General features: G+C 61.8%; 18 protein-coding genes and 2 tRNA genes. 14 read left to right on the top strand and 6 right to left on the bottom strand.

Going from position 1 to position 24,267, the window contains the following annotated elements; genetic code table 11:
* Nucleotides 1-114: 114 nt before the first annotated feature.
* Together DXB86_RS02050 and DXB86_RS02045 are read left to right on the top strand one after the other, a co-directional pair.
* On the top strand, nucleotides 115-1,167 hold the full coding sequence (locus DXB86_RS02050; RefSeq protein WP_117735976.1) for a MupG family TIM beta-alpha barrel fold protein: 1,053 nt from the start codon (nucleotides 115-117) through the stop codon (nucleotides 1,165-1,167).
* A gap of 92 nt (nucleotides 1,168-1,259) precedes the next feature.
* The gene (locus tag DXB86_RS02045; RefSeq protein ID WP_117735975.1) at nucleotides 1,260-1,619 is read left to right on the top strand and encodes an arsenate reductase family protein; all 360 of its coding nucleotides are present in this window, start codon (nucleotides 1,260-1,262) and stop codon (nucleotides 1,617-1,619) included.
* Nucleotides 1,620-1,691: 72 nt separating this feature from the next.
* Here the strand turns inward: DXB86_RS02045 and DXB86_RS02040 are convergent, their stop codons facing one another.
* Nucleotides 1,692-2,102, bottom strand: a complete 411-nt coding sequence (locus tag DXB86_RS02040; RefSeq protein ID WP_117629499.1) for a hypothetical protein — start codon at nucleotides 2,100-2,102, stop codon at nucleotides 1,692-1,694.
* A gap of 265 nt (nucleotides 2,103-2,367) precedes the next feature.
* Between DXB86_RS02040 and DXB86_RS02035 the strand changes: the two genes are divergently transcribed.
* The 6 genes from DXB86_RS02035 (at nucleotide 2,368) to DXB86_RS02010 (ending at nucleotide 4,953) form a co-directional block, all read left to right on the top strand.
* A tRNA-Gln gene (locus tag DXB86_RS02035) sits at nucleotides 2,368-2,441 on the top strand.
* Between the two features lie 17 nt (nucleotides 2,442-2,458).
* Nucleotides 2,459-2,535: transfer RNA gene (locus tag DXB86_RS02030), tRNA-Glu, on the top strand.
* 97 nt (nucleotides 2,536-2,632) lie between these two features.
* Nucleotides 2,633-3,550, top strand: a complete 918-nt coding sequence (locus DXB86_RS02025; protein WP_117735974.1) for a hypothetical protein — start codon at nucleotides 2,633-2,635, stop codon at nucleotides 3,548-3,550.
* Nucleotides 3,540-4,010, top strand: a complete 471-nt coding sequence (smpB, locus tag DXB86_RS02020; RefSeq protein WP_006235325.1) for an SsrA-binding protein SmpB — start codon at nucleotides 3,540-3,542, stop codon at nucleotides 4,008-4,010. The genes DXB86_RS02025 and smpB overlap by 11 nt, the downstream gene beginning before the upstream one ends.
* Nucleotides 4,011-4,216: 206 nt before the next feature.
* Nucleotides 4,217-4,720: a flavin reductase family protein gene (locus tag DXB86_RS02015; protein ID WP_055251877.1), complete on the top strand. Its 504-nt coding sequence runs from the start codon at nucleotides 4,217-4,219 to the stop codon at nucleotides 4,718-4,720.
* An 89-nt stretch (nucleotides 4,721-4,809) separates the two neighbouring features.
* A complete protein-coding gene (locus DXB86_RS02010) occupies nucleotides 4,810-4,953 on the top strand; it encodes a rubredoxin-like domain-containing protein (protein ID WP_035137395.1) in 144 nt (47 codons plus the stop codon).
* A 309-nt stretch (nucleotides 4,954-5,262) separates the two neighbouring features.
* Here DXB86_RS02010 and DXB86_RS02005 read toward each other — a convergent pair whose 3' ends face one another.
* A complete protein-coding gene (locus DXB86_RS02005; protein ID WP_233504117.1) occupies nucleotides 5,263-6,555 on the bottom strand; it encodes an Nramp family divalent metal transporter in 1,293 nt (430 codons plus the stop codon).
* Nucleotides 6,556-7,038: 483 nt separating this feature from the next.
* On the opposite strand from DXB86_RS02005, the gene gltB reads away from it, so the two are divergent.
* The 5 genes from gltB to DXB86_RS01980 all read left to right on the top strand — a co-directional run bounded on the left by gltB (nucleotide 7,039) and on the right by DXB86_RS01980 (nucleotide 17,206).
* Nucleotides 7,039-11,724: a glutamate synthase large subunit gene (gene gltB, locus DXB86_RS02000; RefSeq protein ID WP_117735972.1), complete on the top strand. Its 4,686-nt coding sequence runs from the start codon at nucleotides 7,039-7,041 to the stop codon at nucleotides 11,722-11,724.
* 5 nt (nucleotides 11,725-11,729) lie between these two features.
* The gene (locus tag DXB86_RS01995) at nucleotides 11,730-13,211 is read left to right on the top strand and encodes a glutamate synthase subunit beta (protein WP_117735971.1); all 1,482 of its coding nucleotides are present in this window, start codon (nucleotides 11,730-11,732) and stop codon (nucleotides 13,209-13,211) included.
* A gap of 353 nt (nucleotides 13,212-13,564) precedes the next feature.
* Nucleotides 13,565-14,272 (top strand): hypothetical protein, encoded by a 708-nt coding sequence (locus DXB86_RS01990; RefSeq protein WP_117735970.1) that lies wholly within the window; start codon nucleotides 13,565-13,567, stop codon nucleotides 14,270-14,272.
* Between the two features lie 175 nt (nucleotides 14,273-14,447).
* Nucleotides 14,448-15,539 carry a hypothetical protein gene (locus DXB86_RS01985; protein ID WP_147330812.1) on the top strand — a complete coding sequence of 364 codons (1,092 nt, stop codon included), beginning with the start codon at nucleotides 14,448-14,450 and terminating at the stop codon, nucleotides 15,537-15,539.
* A gap of 296 nt (nucleotides 15,540-15,835) precedes the next feature.
* Nucleotides 15,836-17,206, top strand: coding sequence for an amidohydrolase family protein (locus DXB86_RS01980; protein ID WP_233504116.1), 1,371 nt, complete (start codon nucleotides 15,836-15,838; stop codon nucleotides 17,204-17,206).
* A gap of 91 nt (nucleotides 17,207-17,297) precedes the next feature.
* On the opposite strand, the gene DXB86_RS01975 is transcribed toward DXB86_RS01980, so the two are convergent.
* The 4 genes from DXB86_RS01975 to DXB86_RS01960 form a co-directional block, all read right to left on the bottom strand.
* Complete coding sequence (locus tag DXB86_RS01975) at nucleotides 17,298-17,771, bottom strand: hypothetical protein (protein WP_117736020.1); 474 nt, start codon at nucleotides 17,769-17,771, stop codon at nucleotides 17,298-17,300.
* A 146-nt stretch (nucleotides 17,772-17,917) separates the two neighbouring features.
* Nucleotides 17,918-18,190: a metal-sensing transcriptional repressor gene (locus tag DXB86_RS01970; RefSeq protein WP_117629570.1), complete on the bottom strand. Its 273-nt coding sequence runs from the start codon at nucleotides 18,188-18,190 to the stop codon at nucleotides 17,918-17,920.
* Nucleotides 18,191-18,228: 38 nt separating this feature from the next.
* Nucleotides 18,229-18,450, bottom strand: coding sequence for a heavy-metal-associated domain-containing protein (locus DXB86_RS01965; RefSeq protein WP_117735967.1), 222 nt, complete (start codon nucleotides 18,448-18,450; stop codon nucleotides 18,229-18,231).
* Between the two features lie 147 nt (nucleotides 18,451-18,597).
* Nucleotides 18,598-20,940 (bottom strand): cation-translocating P-type ATPase, encoded by a 2,343-nt coding sequence (locus tag DXB86_RS01960; protein WP_117735966.1) that lies wholly within the window; start codon nucleotides 20,938-20,940, stop codon nucleotides 18,598-18,600.
* Nucleotides 20,941-21,490: 550 nt separating this feature from the next.
* On the opposite strand from DXB86_RS01960, the gene DXB86_RS01955 reads away from it, so the two are divergent.
* On the top strand, nucleotides 21,491-23,761 hold the full coding sequence (locus tag DXB86_RS01955) for a DEAD/DEAH box helicase (protein ID WP_117735965.1): 2,271 nt from the start codon (nucleotides 21,491-21,493) through the stop codon (nucleotides 23,759-23,761).
* Nucleotides 23,762-24,267: the final 506 nt, after the last annotated feature.

Genomic DNA, 24,267 nt, shown 5'->3' with positions numbered 1-24,267 from the left:
GATATCGCGAGCCGTGTTGCTCAGGGCTCGCGGCGCGCGGCAGATTTCTTGATGCTATGGTTGTGCCGGCGGGGCTAACTGCTCCGCCGGCCTTTTTTAAAGGAGTGTTGAAGCGTGAAAACGGGTATTTCGATTTATCTTTCCAACCCTCTGCAGGATATTGAGCGGACGATTGAACACGGTGCCGCGGCGGGTGCGCGCTATGCGTTCACCTCGCTGCATATTCCCGAGGATGGGGGAGCGGCGTATACCGATAAGGTCCGTCATGTGCTGTCGCTGCTTTCCGCCCGCGGCATTGCGCTCATTGCCGATGTGGGGCCGCGCACGTGCGATTTGCTCGGGCTTGAGCGCATCGAGGACCTGCGCGATCTGGGGTTGGAATACCTTCGTTTGGACTATGGCTTTAGCGCCCGGCGGGTCGCGGAGCTGTCCGGTGTATTTCGCATTGTGGTCAATGCATCGACGGTGAGTTCTGATGAAATCGCATCGTGGCGTGAGGCCGGTGCCGATGTGACTCGTTTTGCCGCCTGCCACAATTTTTACCCCAAGCCTTATACCGGTTTAGCTCTGGAGGACATTGCTCGGGTGAATCTTCGTCTTGCGGCGCTTGGATTCGAAATCATGGCTTTTGTGCCGGGCGATGCCAACGTTCGCGGGCCGGTATTCGAGGGACTGCCGACGGTCGAGACGCAGCGCGGTCGCGCGTCAAAGGTTGCCCTCAATATGCTTGAGCTTGCACATGGCGCCGATTGCGACATTGTGTTGGTCGGCGACCCCGATCTTTCCGATGCGGGCTGGGCGCAGTTTGCTCAAGTTTCCGCCGGATACGTGGACCTGCAATGCGAGCTTGAGCCCGGTTATGCCTATGTGCGCGGGCAGATTCATCACGACCGGCCCGACTCGAGTGTCCTCATCTTTAGGTCTCAGGAGTCACGTACGACGCATAAGCCGGATTCCGTGCCGACGGATGCCGGAGCCGGCCTGCCGCGAAAGGCGGGGTCGATCGCTGTGAGCAATAGCGGATATGGGCGCTACGAAGGCGAGCTTGAGATTACGCGGGTCGATCTTCCCGGTGACGAGCGCATGAACGTTGCGGGCCATATCACGCCCGAGGCAATGGAGCTGCTGCCGTTCATCAAACGCGGATTCGGGGTACGGTTCGTTTAGCGTGTGACCCGTGGGCTACAATTGGCCCATCATACGAAGGCGCCTCGTGTGGCGTGTGCCTGCGTTGGCCGATCTATATTCGGAGGATTCCCATGACCGTACTGTTTGTTGAATATCCCAAGTGCTCGACCTGTAAGAAGGCCAAGGCATGGCTGGACGAACACGGGGTAGAGTATATCGACCGCGATATCGTTTTGGACAATCCCACGGCTGATGAGCTTGCGACCTGGATTGCTCGTTCGGGACTGCCTGAGCGGCGCTTCTTTAATTCGTCGGGCATGAAATATCGAGAGCTGGGCCTGAAGGCGCGTCTAGATGCGGGCATGACGGATCGGGAGTGCTACGAGCTGCTGGCGACCGACGGCATGCTGGTCAAGCGTCCGCTGTTGGTGGGCGACGACTTTGCGATTCCCGGCTTTAGGGAAGCAGCTTGGACCGAGGCGCTGCTGTAGCGGCTGCGGAAAGTGCGACCCGTTTTGAGCGCTCGGGGTGGGACGTGTTTTCCATCGGAGGGCTCGCTCGGCTCAATCCTTGAGCTGTGCCCATTCGTGCGGACCGTAGACCTTTACGTGCTTGTTGGGCTTGCCGCTCCAGTACTCCTCGTCCATAAAGGGCAGATATGCCTGAACACCGGGGCAGATAAAGGGAATCCGCTGCTGTTGCAGTCGCTCGCGTTGGCGCTGCTCCAGGTGCGCCTCGGATATGACAGTCGGCATACCGGACAGCTCGACGAGGCTTGCCTGGATTCGCTTAAGGTCGGGGAGTCCCGCGTGCCATGACATCCGCATGATCAAAAAGGATGCACGGCGGTATTTTGCCTGCATCACCGTGATGGCGGGGCGCAGGGTGGGATGGATTTTGTCCCGTTCGGGCCAAAGGTCAGCAGTGATCTCGAGGCCCAGGGTCTCCCATAGGTAATCAAGCTCTTCGTCCATGGCGCCTCGATATCCGTGTAATGATGACGGTTTGATTGTGCCATCAGCCGTGAGTGCTGCATTGTTGTAATCTACCAGCGGTAGATGTGGGATGTTTTACGGGCTTTGGCGCCGTACGTGTCGCTGGTGCTTCACAGGTCCTTCACGTGTCGGCCGTATTTGACTGAATTTCAAAAAAGTTAAAATTAGGGCTTGCGTCACGGCGGGACTTCCCGTATATTTCTTGCTTGCGCAAAGGCACAGCCGAGCGCAGCGATGCAGTCATTGGGATGTCGTCTAATGGCAGGACAGCGGATTCTGGTTCCGTCAATGGGGGTTCGACTCCCTCCATCCCAGCCATTGCATTTGCTACATATGGCCCGTTCGTCTAGCGGTTTAGGACGCCGCCCTCTCAAGGCGGAGATCACCAGTTCGAATCTGGTACGGGCTACCAAAATTGAACGCCCGGGCCTCGTAAGAGACCCGGGTTTTGTGTATTGACCGATATTTAAGGCGCGCGTTGAGTCTGCCGCCCGGACCGAGGAGTTGTCATGGACCTGCCTATCAGCTTGGAAGACATCACGTATGCCGAGAACTATCTGGCGCAGGGCGACCTGGCTACGGCGACGCCGCTGCTTGAGCGTCTGGTGGAGCTCGCCGAGGAGTATATCGACGCTGAGTGCAAGGCGGAGGAGAAGCGCCAGTACTTTAGCTTCGACAGCAAGTTTGAGCGCCTGGCCTATCGCCGCGTGGAGAAGGATCCGCGCGAGCTGGTGCAGGTCGAGGTTCCCTTTGACCGCCTGTACTCCGACATGGCGTTTGCCTACATTCGCCAGCAGGATTATGTGAGTGCTCGGAATGCCCTGATGCAGGCCGTGCGTTGGGATCCCATGAACTGCAACTATCGCTTGGACTTGGCCGAGCTGTTCCGCGCGCTCGAGGACAAGCAGGAGTGGGCATCGCTCTCGTTCTCGGTGCTGGAGCGCGCGAGCGACGGTAAGTGCGCCGCACGCGCCTACACCAATTTGGGTCAGTACTTCTTGGAGCCCGAGACCGAGAACATTTCGGCTGCCGTGGGCTGCGCGCGTCTGGCGCTGCGCCTGGCGCCCAATGATGCGCATACGACGCGCCTGCTCAACAAGATCCATACCACCTATCCGGATGCCGCGGACGAGAGTGACGACCATGTGATGGGTGAGCTCGCCCTGCAGGGCGTGCCGACCTCGCCTTCGGCCGAGATCGCCATCTGCCTGATCATGTGCGCGACCGATGCTGCAAGCGACGGCGACAAGCAGGAGGCTACGCGTCTGACGGTCCGTGCCCGCGACCTGGTGGGCGAGGAGGCATGCGCGGCGATTATCAAGCTGGTGCGCGAGAGCGATGCCGAGCTTAATGCCGAGCGCAGGGCAAAGCGCGAGGCTGCGGGCTCAAACGCCGATGGCGCCAAGGAGGCCGGCGATGCCCAGTAAGCGCGAGCGCAAGCTCATTTCCAAGAATCGCTCGGCACATCACGAGTACTTTATCGATGAGACGTTTGAGTGCGGTATTGAGCTGAGCGGTACCGAGGTCAAGTCGATTCGCGAGCGCGCGTGCCAGATTACCGATACCTTCGCACTGATTCGTGGCGGTGAGTGCTGGCTCGTCGGTCTGCATATCCACCCTTATAGCCATGGTGGCGTGTGGAATCGCGATCCCGACCGTCGGCGCCGTCTGCTGCTGCACCGCAAGGAGATTGACTTTCTTGACGGCAAACTTCGCAACCGTGGTTATGCGCTGGTTCCGTTGGAGCTCTACTTTAATACCGACGGTCGCGTAAAACTGCTGCTGGGCCTGGGTCGCGGCAAGAAGCTCTACGACAAGCGCGAGGACATGGCCAAGCGTGATGTCCAACGCGAGATCGACCGCGCCCTCAAGGAACGCAACCGCTGACCGTCCTTCATAAGTTGCGGTGGAATACGGACTGGTTTGCCTGTTTGAGGGGCTATTCAGTCCCTATTTCACCGCAGCTGCGGGTGTCTCATCTTTCTTACTGTTCTGACACATATGTTTCAAAGGCGGCGTCCGTTATGGGCGCTGCCTTTTTTGTGGGTACATACATCCATGAGGTTCCAACCCGAGCTAGGGGAGTGATCGTTATGGACAAAACTGCGTTCTTTACCATGCCGAGCGGCCTGTACGTGGTGAGCGCCGCGGCAGACGGGCTGCGTGCCGGCTGCGTTATCAACACAGCGGTGCAGGTGACGTCCATGCCGCCGCGCATTTCGGTTGCAGTGAACAAGGACAACGTCACCTCGGGCGTCATCGCTTCGGCCAAAGCGTTCGCGCTGACCGTGATCGATCAGACCGCCGATATGCTCTACATCGGTAACTTTGGGTTCCGCACCAGCAGCGATTATGACAAGTTTGCCAAATACGAGACCCGCGAGACGGCTCTGGGCATGCCCTATGTGCCCGAGCACGCGGCGGCCCTGTTTAGCTGCCATTTGATCGACACTGTGGATGTTGGCACGCATCTGCTGTTTATCGGCGAGGTCGAGGATGCCGAGCGCTTGAGTGACGAGACGCCACTCACCTACGATTACTACCATAAGGTCCTGAAGGGCAAGACGCCTCCGAAGGCGTCCTCGTATCAAGGCTAGAAATGTTTTAAAAATACTTGCATTATATTATTGAGAATCTATACTGATAAATGAAGTACATCACCAGTCGCGTTCGAGAGGAGAACATCATGGCTGAGGAGAAGAAGACGTATAAGTTCGTGTGCACCGTTTGCGGTTACGAGGTTGAGGTCGATACGCCCGAGCTGCCCGAAGATTACGTGTGCCCGGTTTGCGGCGTCGGTCCCGATCAGTTTGAGCTCGTCGAGGAGTAACTCGTCGGCACTCGGCTCACGGCAACATATAGCTCTGTCCAAGGGTCCCGGTCGGATATCCCGGCCGGGACCCTTTTTCTCCGCCCCCAAGGGATCACGGTTGCTGTTGGCCGATCCTGTCTGTTGTGAGTCCGGCCGACCTTTTGTCTCAATCTGTAACATCTAACGGTGGAAATTGGGCCCACTTGTTACATATCGAGACAAACCAAAACCGTCCGGCAGAAGATCTCAATCTGTAACATCTAGACATCAAAAGCGGGTCTAGATGTTACAGATCGAGACGTTTGCCTGGGTAGGTGCCCCGTCTCATTACATCCCTGTCAACAACACGACATCGAGAATCGTCACGATGGCACCAATCCCTACGAGCAGCGCGTTGAGCGGGCGCGAATTGGCGTATTTGCCCATGACGCGGGGTGAACTGGTGAGCCGTATGAGCACAAAGACCGTAATCGGCAGTTGAAGCGACAGCAGTGCCTGACTCCAGATGAGACCTTCAAAAGGATTTGAGACGACCAGGCATGCCGTCACTGCGCCGACGAAACAGGCCGCCGCCCCGATCGAGGAATGCCGGTCGTGGATGTCGTATTCCTCGTCGAACATGCCCGCGGTGATGGTGCCCGCCGCCATGCCCGCCGTCACGCTACTCGAGAGGCCCGCAAACAGCAGCGCCACGGCAAAGATGGTCGAGCTTGCCGGGCCCAGAATGGGGGAGAGCGTGGCCGCTGCGACGGCGAGGTCGTCTACGACCATGCCGTGCGCAAAGAAGGTCGTTGCGGCCAGGATGACCATGGCCGAGTTGATTGCCCAGCCCACGCCCATCGAAAAGAGCGTGTCGAAGAGCTCGTAGTGCAGACGCTCTTCGATAACCTGCTCGCCTTGGCCTTCGAAGTGCATGGATTGGATGACCTCGGAGTGCAGAAAAAGGTTGTGGGGCATAACGACCGCACCCAGGACACTCACGATAATCGCGGCAGAGCCAGTGGGCATACTGGGCGTGATCCAGCTTGCGGCGGCTTGCGGCCAGTCGACCTTGACTAGTGCAAGCTCGGCCAAAAACGAGAGTCCTACCACGCCTACGAAGGCGATGATCCAGCGTTCGGCATGCTTGTAGGAGTTCGTCATGAGCATCGCCATCGATACTGCCGCCACGATGACGCAGCCCGCGCGCACGGGCAGCCCAAAGAGCATTTGAAGGGCAATCGCGCCGCCCAGGACTTCGGCCATGGCGGTGGCGATGGTCGCGAGATAGGCGCTGGCGAGCACCGTACGCCCGACGAAGCGGGGGAGGTAGCGTGTCGTGGCCTCGGCAAGGCAGGCGCCCGTGGCAATACCCAGGTGCGCCGCGTTGTGCTGCAGCACAATGAGCATAATCGTGGACAGCGTGACGATCCACAGCAGCGCGTAGCCAAACTGCGAGCCCGCGGCCATATTGGAGGCCCAGTTGCCCGGGTCGATAAAGCCGACGGTCACGAGCAGCCCGGGGCCGATATGCCGCGCGATGTCTAGACCTCCGTGACCGCCGGTGCGTCGGGAGCCAAAATGATGTTTGAGATGGTTGAGCATGGTGAGCTCCTGCGTGCCGTTTGCTTGACGCCGCAAAGGATACCCGTTTTAGGTTCAAAAGTTAACCAAGACCAACAAAATAGTTGTATTTGAATAGGATGGCGCAAGGGGACTGCCGAAATGTCTCGATCTGTAACAACTGGGGATGGAAATTGGGCCTAGCTGTTACAGATCGAGACAGGAAGAAATGGTCCTATGGAAAATCTCGATTTGTAACAGCTGACCGCCAAAACCGGCCCTTCGTGTTACAGATCGAGACAAACCAAAACCGTCCCGCAGAAAATCTCAATCTGTAACATCTAGGCGCCAAAATCGGCTCCTCCTGTTACAGATTGAGATGTTTGAAGCGGTGAGTTTACAGGTCGAACTTGGGCGCTGACGTACACGTTTGATAGCAAGACGTTGATGGCCGGCGTGCGTTACGCGATTGTTTCGAAACGGGCGGGAAACACAACGATGCCCCGATGCTCCTACTATGCCTATTCAACTGACTGTCTAAATATCTAGGGGAGGATCGCGATGCAGGCAGATTCCGCTCAGCAGCAGGGCCTTTATCGCCCCGAATTCGACCACGATGCATGTGGCATCGGCGCGCTTGCCGATATCAACGGTGAGCGCCATCACCAGATTCTGGACGACGCGCTGTCCATTCTGGTCAACTTGGAGCACCGCGGCGGTACGGGACTCGAGAAGAACACCGGCGACGGCGCCGGCATCCTGTTCCAGGTTCCGCATCACTTTTTCCGCAAAGAGGCCCAAAAGTGCGGCCAGATTCTGCCGGCAGAGGGCGACTATGGCGTGGCCATGCTGTTCTTCCCGCAGGACGACAAGGGCGTAGAGGATGCCCGCCGCGTGTTTGAGGAGGGCTGCGCCGAGGCCGGCGTGCCGCTGCTCTTTTGGCGCGAGGTGCCCGTCGACCCGCACGACCTGGGCGAGACGGCTCGCGCCTGCATGCCCACTATCCTGCAGGCCTTCCTGGGCCGTCCGGACGACACGCCCGCCGGCGATGCCTTCGAGCGTCGCCTGTACGTGTGCCGCCGCACCATCGAAAAAAAGGCCGACGCCGAGTTTGCCCTGCGCGACAAGATCTTCTATGTGTGCTCCATGAGCTCGCGCACCATCGTGTACAAGGGCATGCTGGTCGCCACGCAGATGCGCCGCTTCTTCATCGACCTCAACGACGCCGCCGTCAAAACGGCCGTGGCGCTCGTCCACTCGCGCTACTCCACCAACACCACGCCCAGCTGGGAGCGTGCGCACCCCAACCGCTTTATCATTCACAACGGCGAGATCAATACCCTCAAGGGCAACGTCAACTGGATTCGCGCCCGCGAACCCAACCTGTACAGCCCCGTGCTGCAGCACGATCTTGAGCGCGTGATGCCCATCATCAACCGCGAGGGTTCCGACTCCGCGATTCTGGACAACGTGCTCGAATTCTTGGTCATGAACGGTCGCCCGCTCACGCGTGCCGCGTCCATGTTGCTGCCCGAGCCGTGGGACCACAACGATAGCCTGAGTGAGGAGCGCCGCGCCTACGACGCTTACCAGTCCATGCTCATGGAGCCGTGGGACGGTCCTGCCGCTATCGCCTTTACCGACGGCCGTACCCTGGGCGCCGCCCTCGACCGTAACGGCCTGCGCCCAGCTCGCTACTACGTGACGCGCGACGGCCGCTTTATGCTGGCGAGCGAGGTGGGCACCATCGAGGTGCGCCCCGAGAACATCCTGACGAGCGGCTGCTTGGGACCGGGTCAGATGCTCGAGGTCGACTTTGCCCGCGGCCGCGTGATCTACAACGACGAGCTGCGCGCCCGTTACGCCAAGGAAAAGCCCTACCGTGATTGGATTGCCGAGGAGACGCTGACCGTCGACGCGCTCGATGAACCCGCCGCGCCCGCGTCCGCCGAGGATGCCGAGGTGCCCGCCGCTGTGCGCATGGCCAAGCTCGGCTACCACTGGGATGACGTCGACGAGGTCGTGCGTCCTATGGCCCAGCAGGGCAAGGCCCCGCTCGCCTCGATGGGCATCGACGCGCCGCTGGCTTGCCTGTCCAAGAAGACGCGTTCGTTCTTTGACTACTTCTATCAGCTGTTCGCTCAGGTCACGAACCCGCCCATCGACGCCCTTCGCGAGCACATGGTGACTTCGACCACGCTCTACCTGGGCAACCACGGCAACCTGCTCGAGGATTCCCGCACGGCCTGTCAGCTGGTGCGCTTGGAGCGCCCATTGCTCAACGAGGAAGAGTTCGAGCATATCTGTGCCATCGACCGTGTTGGCTTTAAGACCCGTCGTTTCCGTGCCGTCTACCGCCGCGATGCCGGCGAGGGCGCGCTGCAGACTGCGCTCAAACAGCTTGCCGAGGACGTCGAGGCCGCGGTTCGCGACGGCGTGAACATTGTGGTGTTGAGCGATCGTGCCGCTGCGGGCGAGGTGCCCGTGCCGTCGCTGCTCGCTGTGGGCTGCGTGCACAACCACCTGATCCGCGCCGGCGTGCGTACCTTTGCCGATATCGTGGTGGAGTGCGGCGACGCCGTGTCCCCGCATGACTTTGCGGCGCTGGTGGGCTACTCCGCGAGCGGCATCTATCCGTACAACGCACATGCGTGCATCCGCGATCTGGCGGCACGCGGCGACCTGGACGTGACGGCCGAGCAGGGCATCGCCAACTACAACAAGGCTGCGACCGCCGGCATCGTCTCCATCATGTCCAAGATGGGCATCTCCACGGTGCAGAGCTACCATTCGGCGCAGATCTTCGAGGCCGTGGGCTTTACGCCGGAGTTCGTCAACGCGTACTTCGCCGGCACGGTGAGCCGCGTGGGCGGTATGGGTGTCGAGGACGTCGAGCACGAGCAAAACGAGCGCTACGACGCCGCGCTCGCTATCCTTAAGAGCCCGGCTCCCGATCAGCTGCCCACGCTGGGTCTGACCAAGTGGCGCCCGCTCGGCGGCGAGGATCACCTGATCGATCCGCAGGCTGTCTACTTGCTGCAGACCGCCTGCCGCGAGGACAGCTACGACACCTTTAAGGAGTACAGCGCCCGCCTGCACCGCACCGGCCGCGCCGTGCGCCTGCGCGACCTGCTGGACTTTGATGCCAGCGGCCGTACCCCGGTGGCACTCGACGAGGTCGAGCCCGCGTTCAACATCGTCCGCCGCTTTAACACCGGCGCCATGTCGTACGGCTCCATCAGCAAAGAGGCACACGAGTGCATGGCCATCGCCATGAACCGCCTGCACGGCCGTTCCAACTCCGGCGAGGGCGGCGAGGATCCGCGTCGCGAGACCCCGCTGGCTAACGGCGACTCCAAGAACTCCGCCATCAAGCAGGTGGCAAGCGCGCGCTTTGGCGTGACGAGCCGCTACCTGTGCAGCGCCTTCGAGATTCAGATCAAGATGGCCCAGGGCGCCAAGCCCGGCGAGGGCGGCCACCTGCCCGGCAAGAAGGTCTACCCCTGGATTGCCGAGGTCCGTCAGTCCACGCCCGGCATCGGCCTGATCTCGCCTCCGCCGCATCACGACATCTACTCCATCGAGGACCTGGCCGAGCTCATCTTTGACCTTAAGAACGCCAACCCCGGCGCACGCGTGTCGGTCAAGCTGGTCAGCGAGGCCGGCGTCGGCACCATCGCCACCGGTGTGGCCAAGGGCGCTGCCGACAAGATCTTGATCAGCGGCCACAATGGCGGCTCGGGTGCCGCTGCTCGCGATTCGATCTGGCACGCCGGTCTGCCGCTGGAGCTTGGCCTTGCCGAGGCCCAGCAGACGCTGCTGCAAAACGGCCTGCGCTCGCGCGTGGTGCTCGAGGCCGACGGCAAGCTCATGGACGGCACCGATGTTGCCGTCGCCTGCCTGCTGGGCGCCGAGGAGTTTGGCTTTGCGACCATGCCGCTCATCTCGATGGGCTGCCTCATGCAGCGCGACTGCCAGCAGGATACCTGCCCCGCCGGCATCGCCACGCAAAACTGCCGCTTGCGTCGCGGCTTCCGCGGCAAGCCCGAGCACGTCGAGCACTTTATGCTCTTTGTTGCCGAGCAACTGCGCGAGGTCATGGCGAGCCTGGGCTTCCGCACCGTCGACGAGATGGTCGGCCATCCCGAGTGCTTGCGCCAGATCGAGGTCCCGGGCAACCGCAAGGCTAACCTGCTCGATCTGTCGCCCGTGCTGGCGAGCGCGACCTGCGAGTTCGGTGCCCATATTCCGGGCGCCGACGGTCGCCACTTCCTGCCGCAGATGGCTGCGGACAGCGAGCTCGATAAGACGCTCGACTCCACGTTGTTTGTGCCCTATACGGCCGATGCCCGTGCGCACCTGCGTCCGATTCGTTTCCGTGCCGATATCGCCAACGTCAACCGCTGCGTGGGCACCATCCTGGGCAACGCGGTGACCAAGGCTCATCCCGAGGGCCTGCCCGCCGGCTCCATCACCATCGATTGCGATGGTTCGGCCGGTCAGAGCTTTGGCGCCTTCCTGCCGCGCGGCATTACGCTCAACGTGTGCGGTGACGCCAACGACTACTTTGGCAAGGGCCTTTCGGGCGGCGAGGTGTCTGTGCGCCCCAACCCGCATGCGACCTACAAGTTCGACGAGAACATCATTGTGGGCAACGTTGCGTTCTTTGGCGCTACGAGCGGCCGCGGCTTCATTAACGGTCTGGCGGGCCAGCGCTTTGGCGTACGCAACTCCGGTGCCACCGTGGTGGTCGAGGGCTGCGGCAACCATGGCTGCGAGTACATGACGGGCGGTCTGGCGCTCATCTTGGGCGAGGTCGGGCAGAACTTTGCCGCCGGCATGACGGGCGGCGTGGCCTATGTCTTTGACCAATACGGCACGCTCGATGCCCGTGTGAACCACGAGAGCGTTGAGCTCAAGGCCCCGACGGCCGACGAGCTGGCGCAGATTCGTGCGCTCATCCAGGAGCACGTGGACGCGACGCAGAGCCCGCGCGGCATTAAGCTGCTTTACAGCTTTGAGACGATGAGCAAGCACTTTGTGAAGGTCATTCCGACCGAGTACGAGCGCGTGTTGGCGATTGTCGCCGCCGCCGAGGCCATCGGTAAGACGCATGCGCAGGCCGAGGAGCTGGCGTTTGACATTGTGACCGGTCGCGCCGACGCTGCCGATGTCGCTCGCTTCGATGTGGCGGGTGGTGTGCCCGCCGCCGCCAGCTCTGTTGCTTCGACCAAGAAGGAGGCGTAAGTGCCATGGGTAAGCCCGGTGCTTTTCTTGATATCGATCGCGTGGCCCACGAGCTTCGCCCCGTGGAGGAGCGCAGCCGCGATTTCGATCCGCTGTACGTGGAGCTCGACGACGACGCACGTCGTGCCCAGGCGAGCCGTTGCATGATGTGCGGTGTGGCGTTTTGTCAGATGGGCGCGAGCTTTGGCAAGGCACGCCCGAGCGGCTGCCCGCTGCACAACCTGATTCCCGAGTGGAATGAGCTGGTGTACCGCGGCCGCTGGGACGAGGCTGCCGAGCGTCTGTCGCTCACCTCGCCCATGCCTGAGTTTACGAGTCGCGTGTGCCCGGCACTGTGCGAGGCCGCGTGCAACCTGGGCTCGGTCGACGGCCAGCCCACGACGATTCACGACAACGAGCGTGCGATCAGCGACCATGAGTGGGCCAACGGCGGCCCGCGTCGCTTTGAGCCGGCAGGGGAGGGCGCACCCACGGTTGCCGTGGTTGGTTCCGGCCCGGCTGGTCTGGTGGCTGCATGGGAGCTTGCGCGTCGCGGCGCCCGCGTGACGGTGTTTGAGCGCGACGACCGCCCGGGCGGTCTGCTCATGTACGGCATTCCCAACATGAAGCTCGAGAAGTCTGTGGTCGAGCGTCGCGTGGCGCTCATGCGCGAGCTGGGCATTGTGTTTGAGCTGGGTGCTGACGTGAGCGATCCCAAGGTTACCGCCAAGCTCGATGACTTTGACGCCGTCGTGGTGGCTGTCGGCGCCCGTGCTCCGCGTGGGCTTTCGGCTGCGAACATTGATGCCCCGGGCGTGGTGTACGCCGTGGACTACCTGACGGCTTCGACCGTCTCGGTGCTCGATGGCGGCGAGCCTGCTATTGACGCGCGCGGCCTGGACGTCGTGGTCATTGGCGGTGGCGATACCGGCAACGACTGCGTGGGTACCGCGGTGCGTCAGGGCGCGCGCAGCGTGCGCCAGTTTGAGTTCTTGCCGGCTGCGCCCGATAAGCGCGCGGTAGGCAACCCCTGGCCGCAGTGGCCCAACGTTAAGAAGACCGATTACGGCCAGCAGGAGGCTATCGCTGCGATGGGTGGCGAGATGCGTGCCTGGGGCGTGGATACGCTCGAGGTGCTGCTGGACAAGAAGGGTGCGGCTGCGGGTTTGCGCGTGGTCGATTTGGATTGGTCGGCCGGCAAGCCCGAGCGCATTGTGGGCTCCGAGCACGAGGTGCCGGCGCAGCTGGTGTTGATCGCGTGCGGCTTTACGGGTCCCGAGCACGGCGTGTTCGATGCGGTGGGCGTGCCTGTTGCCACCGCTGGTCGTCCGCTGCCGGTGATGGCTGCCGAGGGCTCGCACCTCGCGACTCGCACGGAGGGTGTCGCCGCGGATGCCGCACCGGTGTACGTGGCCGGTGACGCCCGCAACGGCAGCTCGCTCGTGGTGAGTGCTATGGCCGATGCCCTGGCCTGCGCAGCCGAGGTCGCCGAGGCGCTGGAGCTGTAAAGTAGTCATTTAAGAACGTCCCCAATGGCTAGTCATTTTTTGTCTAGTCGTTGGGGACACTCTTTGCGAGCGATTTGCTCGTTTGTCGACGTACGGGTGTTCATTTGTCGACTTCTTGGGCTGTGGTCACCTGTTGTTTCTGTGGTGGCTGCGGGCATCTGGCTCAAAAGGGCGGGTTGGCTGTCTATGTCTACCTGCGGTTTTGTTGCGGTGGACTCATTCGGTCAAGTGTCCCGTCAAGTGTTTGGTTAGCATCTGGTTTGCAGTCGAAGGCCTATTTTGCCCGCGCTTGCCTCGGTTGCCCACCCTCCTCGTAAGCTCAAATTGAGGTCCATCAGTTTGAGGAGGATGCCATGACTGACCAAGTTTTTGATCGAGCGCAGCTGGCCGAGGCCGTCGGCAACGATATTGCCGACATGGCTCACTTTTGGATGCTGCGGAAGTTTCAATTTCTGGAGCCGGCGCGCGAGCAGTTCGAGATTATCGTCGATCCGTGGCTCAGCTATTGCGAGGAACCATCTCAAAACGAAATCATGGCCTACAACATGGCGTTTACCGATTGGCTGCTGTTTGAGCGCCCCTATTACCACGGCAAGACGCTGTTGGAGCTGTATGTGGACGAGCCGCCAGCGTCAATTTCTTCTGCTTCGCTCGGGCGACTTAAGCAGGTGCGTGACACGCAGTATTTCTCGCGCTTTGGCATTTTGGACAAGGATTCCGCGACTGGCATGGTCGTGCTGAAGGACACGCGCACTGACTGTCGCTTTGACGCCTACGACCCACATGTCGTGCAAAAGGAGCACTGGAGCGACGGCGCGATTGCGGTGCGACTCGCGTGCGTCGACGATGTCTGGCTGACGGCGGGGCAGCTCTACCTGTATGATATCGCGCGCCTGAGCGACACGGCGGTCGACGGGCCGGGCGCGGTGCATCCCGAGGACCTGGAGGACGGTTTCGACACCTCGTGCATCAGCTTCTTTTTGCGCCTGGTCCGCGACATCATGGGTGCCCAGGGGCGGTACGTAAAGTCCCTCAACATCTATGAGCAGGAGTGGGAGTAGGGGATGTGACTGGCGTCGCCTGCTGCCCTGACTTTGTCTCAATCTGTAACGTTTAGGGACAAAAAACCGGTCTACCTGTTACAGATCGAGACGTTTGGCACCTGGTTGGGGGGAATGTCTCAATCTGTAACATCTAGCGGCCAAAAGTTGGTCTTCCTGTTACAGATCGAGACGTTTGTCGGCGGCGGCAACGGTGACGATGGTCCAGTTATCCGATGTGGTGATGGAAGTGTCTAATACCGTTTTCAAACACAAGCATACGACTCGCAACACGTTGGCGCGGAATAGGATGCTCGCGCGACTCACGGAGGCGACCGAGCAAGGTGCGCTGCTCGCAACGCATGACAATGCCGAGCTCATGTGGCTACGGCGTCATGTTGGAACCGACGATATCGCGGAACCCGAGCCGTATTTGTTCTGCTTTCAACATGATTGGGGTGTACTGACGCCGGCGGAGCGAACGCTGCGTACCATCAAAGGGCTTGCAGAGTTTCATCCCGATTGGGCGTTTTGGGGCTATGACGCGGCGCTTTTGTGGGGTCTGGAGGTGCCGAATGATCTGCTTGGGTCGCGTTTTCTTGTTAAGACGGGTTGTTCGGTGACGTTGAGCGGCGGGTGCAGGTTGTTGCGTCCGCAGATGGCGGGCGCACTCGAGCATGTTGATGGCGTGCGGGTGACGTCGTTTTGGCGCACGGTGGAGGATTGCCTACTGCGTGCGCCGTTCTCCTACGGGTTGGCGATTGCCGATTCTGCACTGCGGGCGAAAGGCGTATCACGTGGGGATTTGTGCGAGCGCCTCCGCGCCGATTGCGAGGGCAGGCGAGGGTATCGCAGGGCACAGGTGATTGCGTCGTATGCGGACGGGCTGTCTGAAAACGGCGGCGAGTCTCGGTTCCGAGCATTCTTTATTGCGTACGGCTTTCCGGTTCCGGAGCTGCAGGTGGAGTTTCGCGACCCGCTCGATCCGAGCCAGGTGTTTCGCGTCGACTATTTTTGGCGGCTCGAGGACGGGACGTGTGTCATCGGCGAGCTCGACGGAAAGGGGAAGTACACCTTGCAGAGCGGCGAGGGTCGGGAGTCGGTTGACCCATTCGTGGCAGAGCGTCAGCGGGAATCTCATCTGACAATGCTCGGGCATAAGGTGCTTCGGTTTACGTTTAACGAACTCAAAGACCCGGGGAAGCTGGTCGAGAAAATGAGGCTGGCGGGTATTCCTCGGCAGGTTGAATTGGCTGAGGAGTGGAGATGCCAGTGGTATGGGCGCTGAGAGGTTTTGTCTCGATCTGTAACGTTTAGAGGCTGTTTGAGCTCGTAATTGTTACAGATCGAGACAAGCCGGTGAAACGTCGACCGAATGTCTCGATCTGTAACAACAAGGGGCCTAATAACCCTGTACCTGTTACAGATCGAGACATTTCCCTGGTGTCGCTGGGGTGGGACTGCAACGTGTTCCGTCTCCCCACATCCCCTCTTCCTTCCGTTAACCGATGCGTCTGCAGCAATCCAGCGGGACTAGGTGATAATGGACAAATGTTCAAGTTAATCGTGAGGGAGGAGCTCGATATGGCATCTGCCGATCGTTCCACGTTGTTTATCAATGCGACCGTTCTGGATGGTTCGGAGCATATGGAGCCGCAGCCCGATATGGCCGTGGCCGTCGAGCGTGGCATCATCACCTGGATGGGGCCGAGTGCTGTGGCGCAGGCGCCTGCAGGTGCCGAGGTCATCGACCTGGCAGGGGCGTTTCTCATGCCGGGTCTCATCAATATGCATGTGCATCTGTGCGGCTCGGGCAAACCGGTCTCGGCGGGCGATGCGGGCGCGCTGATGAAGAAGCTCGACAATCCCGTGGGACGCGCCATCGTCCGCCACATCCTCAAGGGCAGCGCCCAACAGCAGCTGGCAAGCGGCGTGACCACGGTGCGCGGCGCAGGCGACCCGCTGTTTGCCGACATCGCCGTGCGCAACGCCATCGACGCCGGCAAGTATCAGGGTCCGCGTCTGGTGGCACCGGGAACTGGCGTCACGGTGCCGGGTGGCCACGGCGCGGGCCTCTTTGCGCAGGTGGCCAACAGCCCTACCGAAGCGGCCGAGCAGGTGCGCGACCTGTATGCGCGCGGTGCCGATGTCATCAAACTGTTCGTGACGGGTGGCGTGTTCGATGCGACCGAGGTGGGCGAGCCGGGCGTGCTGCGCATGCCGGTCGATGTCGCCGCGGCGGCGTGCAAGGCGGCGCACGAGGTCGGTCTTCCGGTCATGGCCCATGTCGAGAGCACCGAAGGTGTGAAGGCCGCGCTTCAGGCCGGTGTCGACACAATCGAGCACGGCGCTCCGATGACCCCCGAGATCCTGGAGCTGTACCGCGGCGCCGCGGGAACACAGCTCGAGGGACGCGCGCCGAGCGTGACCTGCACGATTAGTCCGGCGCTGCCGTTTGTACTGCTCGATCCGGAAAAGACCCATTCGACCGACACGCAAAAGAAGAACGGCGACATCGTGTGTTCGGGCATTATCGAGAGCGCCCGTGCTGCACTGGAAGCTGGCGTTAAGGTGGGCCTGGGCACGGACTCGAGCTGCCCGTTCGTGACGCAGTACGACATGTGGCGCGAGGTGGCCTATTATGCCAAGTACGTGGGCGTGAGCAACGCGTTTGCGCTGCATACGGCCACGCAAGTCAATGCTGAGCTACTGGGCCTGGGCGACGAGACCGGCACGATTGAGTGCGGCAAGGCGGCCGACATTTTGGTGACGCGCGAGAACCCGCTCGATGACCTGTGCGCTCTGCGTGAGCCAATGCACGTGATGTGCCGCGGCAACCTGGTACGCAAACTCAAGGTGAAGCGTATTCCCGAGGTGGACGCCGAGCTCGACGCGATTATGGCCATGCCTGCCGAAGCGCTGGCCGAGGAGCTCGCCCGCGACGGCGTGGCATAGGTGTGACAAAGGGACGGCCCCTATGCCGCGTTCAAAAAAGCCGAGGTCTCAACACGAGGCCTCGGCTTTTATTTTTCCTATGGTGTAGCTGCTAGGAGCGCGTTTCCATCTTGGCGTGGCACTTGGGGCAGGTGACGCGGATCTTGCCCTTACCCTTGGGGACGGACAGCATCTGACCGCAGTTAGGGCACTTAAGGTAGGCCGTGGTCTTGCGGCCCTTCCACATCTTCTTGGCCGTTCGCTTGGCGCGCTCAAAGTCTTCCTTGCTGGTGCCGGCCGCGCGCGAGGCGTTGGCAGCCGCGGCGCCGCCACCTAAGCTGGCGACGAACTTGCCCAGGCCGGGGACGTTTGCGGTCGCCGTGACAAAGGCATCGTTCTCCTTGCGGCGCGCGTCGATGTTTTTGGACAGGCCGCGCAGCACGCCGAGCACGATCACGGCGATGGCGATCCAGCTGAGCCACTGAATACGGGCCATCGATCCGATCATCGCGATGATGATGCCGGCAAAACCCATTACGATGGTGAGTTCATCGGCGCCATTGCGACCCTTCATAAAGTCATTCATGCACATTGCCTTTCGTTCGATATGCTGCACGCCTTTATACCCGATTTAGAGCAAGGGGGACAGGTATGCTTGCACCAGTGTGGTGCAAGCATACCTGTCCCCAGAACACCAAGACGGTGCAAAGAAGATTGTTCCCAATGCCCCAATTACTTGGAGAGCTTGTCGACGACGCGTTCAATCTCGGCAAGCTTGGCGGCCTTGAGCTCCTCGTCGCCCGATTCGATTGCCGAAGTCACGCAGCCTTCGATATGCGCCTTGAGTACGTCGGCGTTGATGCGCGCGAGGAGCGCCTGTGTGGCCATGAGCTGCGTAGAAATATCGACGCAGTAGCGGTCCTCATCGACCATCCGCAGGATGCCGTCGATCTGACCGCGTGCCGTCTTGAGCATGCGGGTCACCGATTTATGGTCTGCCATCATGGCGGGTTCTCGTTTCTGATCGGGGTGCGCGTGGGTCGTTACGCGGCAGTTACGGACAGAGCGTGGAACTTCTCGCCCGCGGCCTCGACGGCGGCGGCGAGCTGCTCGGCGGTCACGGTGTCGGCGCACTCCACCTGTACGGTCTGAGTCTCGTGATCGGCATCGGCGTCGGTCACGCGGGCAACGTTGAGCAGTGCCGTCTCGACAGTAGCGTCGCAGTGGCCGCACATAAGGCCGGAAGTCTTGATTGTGTAACGCATGGATATTCCTCTCTGTTGTGTCGGCTTTCCCAGGCACCCGACCTTGACCTTCAAGCCGTCGCTCGCGTACCAAAGTACGCGTCGCTCCTCTTTCAGGTCAATCTCGGGCACCTGGAAAACCCGTTCTAAATGGACTTAATGGTGAGCCTATTTTGCCACTTTAGGCTTAAAGGATTTCAGGCGCAGCGCATTGCTTACGACGCACACGCTCGACAGGCTCATGGCCGCAGCGCCAAACATCGGCGAGAGCTGCCAGCCGGTGAGCGGGAAGAACGCGCCCGCGGCGAGCGGAATGCCGATGCCGTTGTAGAACAGTGCCCAGAACAGGTCCTGCTTGATGTTGCGGATCGTGGCGCGCGATAGCTCGATGGCGCGGGCGACGTCCATGAGGTCGCTGCGCATGAGCACCACGTCGGCACCCTCCTTGGCGATGTCGGCGCCGGTACCGATGGCAAGGCCCACATCGGCGCGCGCCAGGGCGGGGGAGTCGTTGATGCCGTCGCCCACCATGGCCACCATGCTGCCCGCATCCTGCAGTTCACGCACGTGGCGTTCCTTGTCGGCGGGAAGAACGTCGGCGATAACCTGCTCGCTGGTGAGTCCCACGCGGCGGGCGATGGCCTCTGCCGTCACGCGGTTGTCACCGGTGAGCATGTGCACGTCGACGTCGAGCTTGCGGAGCGCGGCGATGGCCTCGGTGCTCGTCTCTTTGACCTCGTCAGCCACGGCGATGGTACCGACAAGCTCGCCGTTCTTGGCAAAGAACAGCGGCGTTTTTCCCTCGGCAGCGAACTGCTCGGCAAGACCGGCGGGCACCTCCGCGCCCAGCTCGTCCATCAGACGAACGTTGCCGGCGGCGATGGCGTTTTGCCCCTCGCGCGCCGTGACGCCGCGACCGGGCACGGCGGCAAAGTCCTCGACCATGCGCGCGACGATTCCGCGCGTCTCGCACTTGGCCATAATCGCCTCGGCCAGTGGGTGCTCACTCTGGCGCTCTAGTGCGGCGGCAAGCTTGAGCAGCGCCTTTTCGCTCATAACAGGCGAGCCGTCGGCGCGCGCGGCAACCACAATATCGGTCACGGCCGGCTTGCCGCGGGTGACGGTGCCCGTCTTATCGAGCACCACGGTGCCCACGCTGCGCAGATTCTCCAACGCCTCGGCGCTCTTAAACAGAATGCCCATCTCGGCGCCCTTGCCGGTGCTCACCATGATGGCGACGGGCGTGGCCAGGCCCAGCGCGCACGGGCAGCTGATCACCAACACGGCCACGGCGGAGGTGAGCGCCTCGTTCACGCTGCCGGTCAGCGCCATCCACGTCACAAAGGTCACGGCCGAGATCGCAAACACCACGGGCACAAACACGCCGGCGACCTTGTCGGCCAGGCGGGCGATAGGCGCCTTGGTGGCGTTGGCGTCCTCGACGAGCTGGATGATCTTGGCGAGCGACGTGTCGGCGCCCACGCGTGTGGCGCGGAAGGTAAACGATCCGGTGCGGTTGACGGTGGCGGCGTTGACGGTGTCGCCGGCGGCTTTTTCCACGGGGATGGACTCGCCGGTGAGCGCGCTCTCGTCCACGGCCGAGCTGCCCTCGAGCACCACGCCATCGACGGGGACGGACTCGCCGGGGCGCACGCGCAGGACCTGGCCGGGAAGGATGGCGTCGACGTCCACAGTGGCCTCGCTGCCGTCATCGGCAACGACGGTCGCGGTCTTGGGCGCCAGGTCGATGAGCGCTTCGATCGCGCCGCCGGTCTTGGATTTGCTGCGCGTCTCGAGGTATTTGCCCACTGTGACGAGCGACAGGATGGTGCCGGCGCTCTCAAAATACAGGTTGTCCATGCTCGTCATCATGGCTTCGTGCACCTGACCTGCGGCTAGCTGGTCGGCCATGATGAACATGGCGTAGAGCGACCAGGCGATCGACGCGGTGGCGCCGACGGCGATGAGAGCGTCCATGGTGGGCGCGCCGTGCACGAGCGACTTGAAGCCGTTGATAAAGTACGCGTCGTTGACATAGACGATGGGGATGAGCAGGACGAGCTCGGTGAGGGCGAGCGTCATGCTGTGGGTGTGGTCGGTGAAGACGCCGGGCAGTGGCCAACCGAGCATGTGCCCCATGCCTATGTAGAACAGCGGGATGAGGAATGCGATCGAGACGATGAGGCGGGTGCGCATGGCAGAGGCGGCGGCCTCCAATTTTTTGGTGGGCGACTCCATGTGGGCGGCGCCGGACCTGGCTTGCACGCTGCCGTTTGAGCCAGCGGCGCCGGTGCCCGCATCGACGGACGAGGCCGAGTAGCCCGCGCGGTCGACGGCGGTGCAGATATCGTCGGAGGTGACCTGCGCGGGGTCATAGTCGACCATCATGGAACCAGCGAGTAGGTTGACCGCGACGCTTTGGACGCCGTCGAGTTTGCTTACGGCGCGGTCCACGTGCGCCTGGCAGGCGGCGCATGTCATGCCGCCCACGTCGAACTTATCTTGAGCCATGGCTTCTCCTTTCTGTAGTTCGGTGTTGGAATTGTTAACCTGCCGATACTATACACCCATACCCCCTGGGGGTGTCCAGTATAGAAAGAAATGTATGACATTTCGTTACAGATGAGGGTGGCTGCTCAATCGTTGGCAGCTCATGTCAAACATCTCGATCTGTAACATCTAGCGGGGGAAATGACCTCTAACTGTTACAGATCGAGATTATGTTTTGCGATGTTTGAGTTCGTCTCAATCTGTAACGTGTAGACCCGGTTTTGTCTCGTAACTGTTACAGATTGAGACAATCGGTCCCGTCCACCCCGTCATCTGTGGTTTACGTGGGGGCATGCGAAGCGCGGGTATACTAACCGGCGGCGAATCTGCTCCATCGCTTAGGGCCGCTGCGTCTGGACGGCGCGTGATAGGGCTGCCAAAGCGATCGCCAGCGTGCTGAGCAACGTCCTCTCTGTGCGCACCTGTTTTGTATGTATTAGCGCACTACCAAGCACGCCCCGCGCGGCTGCATGCCGTGCCCATAACGCGTGCAGATAAGGAACAACAACATATGCGTAATTCTGTATCTGACGTCACGGACGCCGAGATTCTGGACGAGACCCGCGAGGCCATGACCCAGGCTGCCTTCGATGCTGCCGACGAGGCCAATGCTGCCCAGGCCGTCGAGTCCGCGACCGAGAACCTGCCCGCCTTTGACGAGCTGGGTCTTTCGGACGAGATGCTTCGTGCCATCGAGAACCTGGGCTACACGGCACCCACGCCCGTGCAGGCCGGCTCGATCCCCGTGGTGCTCGAGGGCCGCGACCTGCTTGCCGCCGCTCAGACCGGCACCGGCAAGACGGCTGCCTTTTTGCTGCCGACCATGAACAACCTGGAGCACATCGCTCCGCCCAAGCCCGTGCGCGAGCGTGGCGGCCGCAACCGCCGTCGCGGTGCCAAGAAGCCCGAGGGCAACGGCCGCGGCCCCGTGATGCTCGTCATCACCCCCACGCGCGAGCTCGCACAGCAGATCGACGAGGTCGCGAGCAAGATTGCCGACGTCACCGGCCATGTAGCCGTGACCGTCGTGGGCGGCGTGAGCTACAAGCCGCAGACCGCGGCGCTCAAGTACGGCTGCGACATCCTGGTCGCCACGCCGGGCCGTCTGGTCGATCTGATTGAGCAGGGCGCTTGCCACCTGAACGAGGTCAAGGTGCTGGTGCTCGACGAGGCCGACCGCATGCTCGACATGGGCTTTTTGCCCGCCGTTCGCCGTATTGTGCGCGAGACGCCGGCCGAGCGCCAGACGCTGCTGTTCTCGGCCACACTCGACGAGGAGGCCGTGGGCGAGATTACCGACCTGGTGAGCGATCCGGCCCGCGTGGAGATCGCGCCCGCCACGTCGACCGCCGACACTGTCGACCAATTTGTGTTCCCGGTCTCTATCGAGGCCAAGAATAACCTGCTGCCCGAGTTCCTCAAGAAGGAGGGTCCGGAGCGCACGATCGTCTTTATGCGCACCAAGCACCGCGCCGACAGCTGCTGCCGTCGTCTGGAGCGTAAGGGCATCAAGGCCGCCGCGATTCACGGCAACCGTAGCCAGGCCCAGCGCGAGCGCGCGCTCTCGGCCTTCCGCGACGGCACCGTCGACGTGCTGGTGGCAACCGACGTTCTCGCTCGCGGCATCGACATCAGCGACGTGCGCTATGTCGTGAACTTTGACGTGCCGGCCGAGCCGACCGACTACATCCACCGCATTGGCCGTACGGGCCGTGCCGGCGAGCTGGGCTGGGCCATCACATTTGTGACCGAGCAGGACGTCGACGAGTTCTACGAGATCGAGAAGCTCATGGACAAGACGGCCGACATCTACGAGGCCGGCGACTTGCATGTGGGTCCCAATCCGCCCACCGTTGATCCCGAGCGCGATCCTGCGGCCTTTAAGGTGAAGAAGAAGACCAAGCGCGGCAAGTCCAAGAGCAAGAAGAAACTTGAGCAGGCGCGTCGCGACGGCAAGCGCAACGGCGACGATTACGGCGACGTGGCCGGTCGTTCAAACCGCGGCCGCGACGAGCACCGTGGCGACGGCGAGCGTCCGAGCCGTCCCAAGCGCGGCGGCAAGACCCGCGTGCGCGAGGGCGTTCAGGCTCGCGTGGACGAGGCTGTGGAGAGCGTGGCCCGCGAGGTGGCTGCCGAGGAGCGTGGCGGTGCTGCTGCCGTCGAGCAGGCCCCGCGCGGCAACCGTGCCGAGCGCCGTGCCAAGCAGTTCCAGGGCGAAGCGCACCGCCGTCGTCGTGAAGACGAGGACCGTGGCGGTCGTCGTCGTGTTGAGCGCGAAGACGAGGGCCGCGGTTCGCGCGGTGGCAAGCGCGGTTCGGGTGACCGTCGTCGCTCCGGTCGTGATGGCGAGCGCGGCGGGCGCGATGAGCGCCGTGGCGGCGAAGGCCGTGGCTCGCGTGACGAGCGTGGTACCCGCGGCGGCGAGTCCCGCGGCGGCAAGCGCTTTGACGAGCGCGGAGGCCGCGAGGGTGGCCGCGGTGGCGAGCGTCGCGAGGGCGCTCGTGGCAACGGTGGTCGCAGCGGCGCCGGTCGTTCGAATGAGTCGCGTGATCGTCGCGATCCGCGTGCCAGCCGCGATCGTCGCGATGACTGGCGCAACTACGACGACACCCGCGAGGAGCGCCGTGGCGGCTATCGCGGCGGGCGCGGCGGCAACCAGGCCGGCTCCCGCGGCGGTCGTGCCGGCGGTCGCGATAACCGTGGCAGCTATGGCAACAATCGTGGCGGCAAGCGCGGCGGCAGCTCTCGTCGTCCCGGCGACGGCGGCGGCAAGCGCAAGTAACATACGCATCGCCCACTAGAGCGAGGTGAACCAAGGGCCCTGAGCAACTACGCTCGGGGCCCTTTTTGTTTGCCGTATCCGATCGCTAGTTCAAATGTGATTTCCTCGGGAATGCATCTAGAAGATGCCGTGGGCCTGTTTCCTGCCATGCGGCAATGGGTCCCATGGGGTGTGCCGTGCATTTTTTGGAGTATTCAGCAGCTCTAGCTGGCTGCATACGATTCGGTATTGCCAACGGTGGCCTTCAGATACCCCCTATGAGCGTTTTGAGTTAGATTTCGCCGTTTTTCGAAGCAAAGGTACGTCATTCTCGCTATGTCGGAACCCTAAATGACGCAGCGCCCTACAGTTTTGCCCGCCCGCGGCGGTGCTGGCGCGGTCACGTTGCAGAATACTCCGTTTTTTGCACGGGCCAGGATGGGGTACCTCAGGAGAACACGGCGGTATCCCGTAAATATATACAATCTGTACCGTAATTTATACAAAACGAAGAGGCAGACAGCGTA

This window comes from Collinsella sp. OM06-18AC, from assembly GCF_003438785.1.
Taxonomy (GTDB): domain Bacteria; phylum Actinomycetota; class Coriobacteriia; order Coriobacteriales; family Coriobacteriaceae; genus Collinsella.
The sequence above is the reverse complement of the archived record's forward strand: the minus strand, read 5'-3'. Positions and strand labels throughout refer to the sequence as shown.

Excerpts from the sequence above, each read along its gene's own strand:
- DXB86_RS01980 (WP_233504116.1), top strand. The coding sequence starts at position 15,836 with ATGGCATCTGCCGATCGTTCCACGTTGTTTATCAATGCGACCGTTCTG.
- DXB86_RS02015 (WP_055251877.1), top strand. The coding sequence starts at position 4,217 with ATGGACAAAACTGCGTTCTTTACCATGCCGAGCGGCCTGTACGTGGTG.
- gltB (WP_117735972.1), top strand. The coding sequence starts at position 7,039 with ATGCAGGCAGATTCCGCTCAGCAGCAGGGCCTTTATCGCCCCGAATTC.
- DXB86_RS02010 (WP_035137395.1), top strand. The coding sequence starts at position 4,810 with ATGGCTGAGGAGAAGAAGACGTATAAGTTCGTGTGCACCGTTTGCGGT.
- DXB86_RS01990 (WP_117735970.1), top strand. The coding sequence starts at position 13,565 with ATGACTGACCAAGTTTTTGATCGAGCGCAGCTGGCCGAGGCCGTCGGC.
- smpB (WP_006235325.1), top strand. The coding sequence starts at position 3,540 with ATGCCCAGTAAGCGCGAGCGCAAGCTCATTTCCAAGAATCGCTCGGCA.
- DXB86_RS01975 (WP_117736020.1), bottom strand. The coding sequence starts at position 17,771 with ATGAATGACTTTATGAAGGGTCGCAATGGCGCCGATGAACTCACCATC.
- DXB86_RS02040 (WP_117629499.1), bottom strand. The coding sequence starts at position 2,102 with ATGGACGAAGAGCTTGATTACCTATGGGAGACCCTGGGCCTCGAGATC.
- DXB86_RS01955 (WP_117735965.1), top strand. The coding sequence starts at position 21,491 with ATGCGTAATTCTGTATCTGACGTCACGGACGCCGAGATTCTGGACGAG.
- DXB86_RS01960 (WP_117735966.1), bottom strand. The coding sequence starts at position 20,940 with ATGGCTCAAGATAAGTTCGACGTGGGCGGCATGACATGCGCCGCCTGC.
- DXB86_RS01970 (WP_117629570.1), bottom strand. The coding sequence starts at position 18,190 with ATGATGGCAGACCATAAATCGGTGACCCGCATGCTCAAGACGGCACGC.
- DXB86_RS01965 (WP_117735967.1), bottom strand. The coding sequence starts at position 18,450 with ATGCGTTACACAATCAAGACTTCCGGCCTTATGTGCGGCCACTGCGAC.
- DXB86_RS01995 (WP_117735971.1), top strand. The coding sequence starts at position 11,730 with ATGGGTAAGCCCGGTGCTTTTCTTGATATCGATCGCGTGGCCCACGAG.
- DXB86_RS02025 (WP_117735974.1), top strand. The coding sequence starts at position 2,633 with ATGGACCTGCCTATCAGCTTGGAAGACATCACGTATGCCGAGAACTAT.
- DXB86_RS02045 (WP_117735975.1), top strand. The coding sequence starts at position 1,260 with ATGACCGTACTGTTTGTTGAATATCCCAAGTGCTCGACCTGTAAGAAG.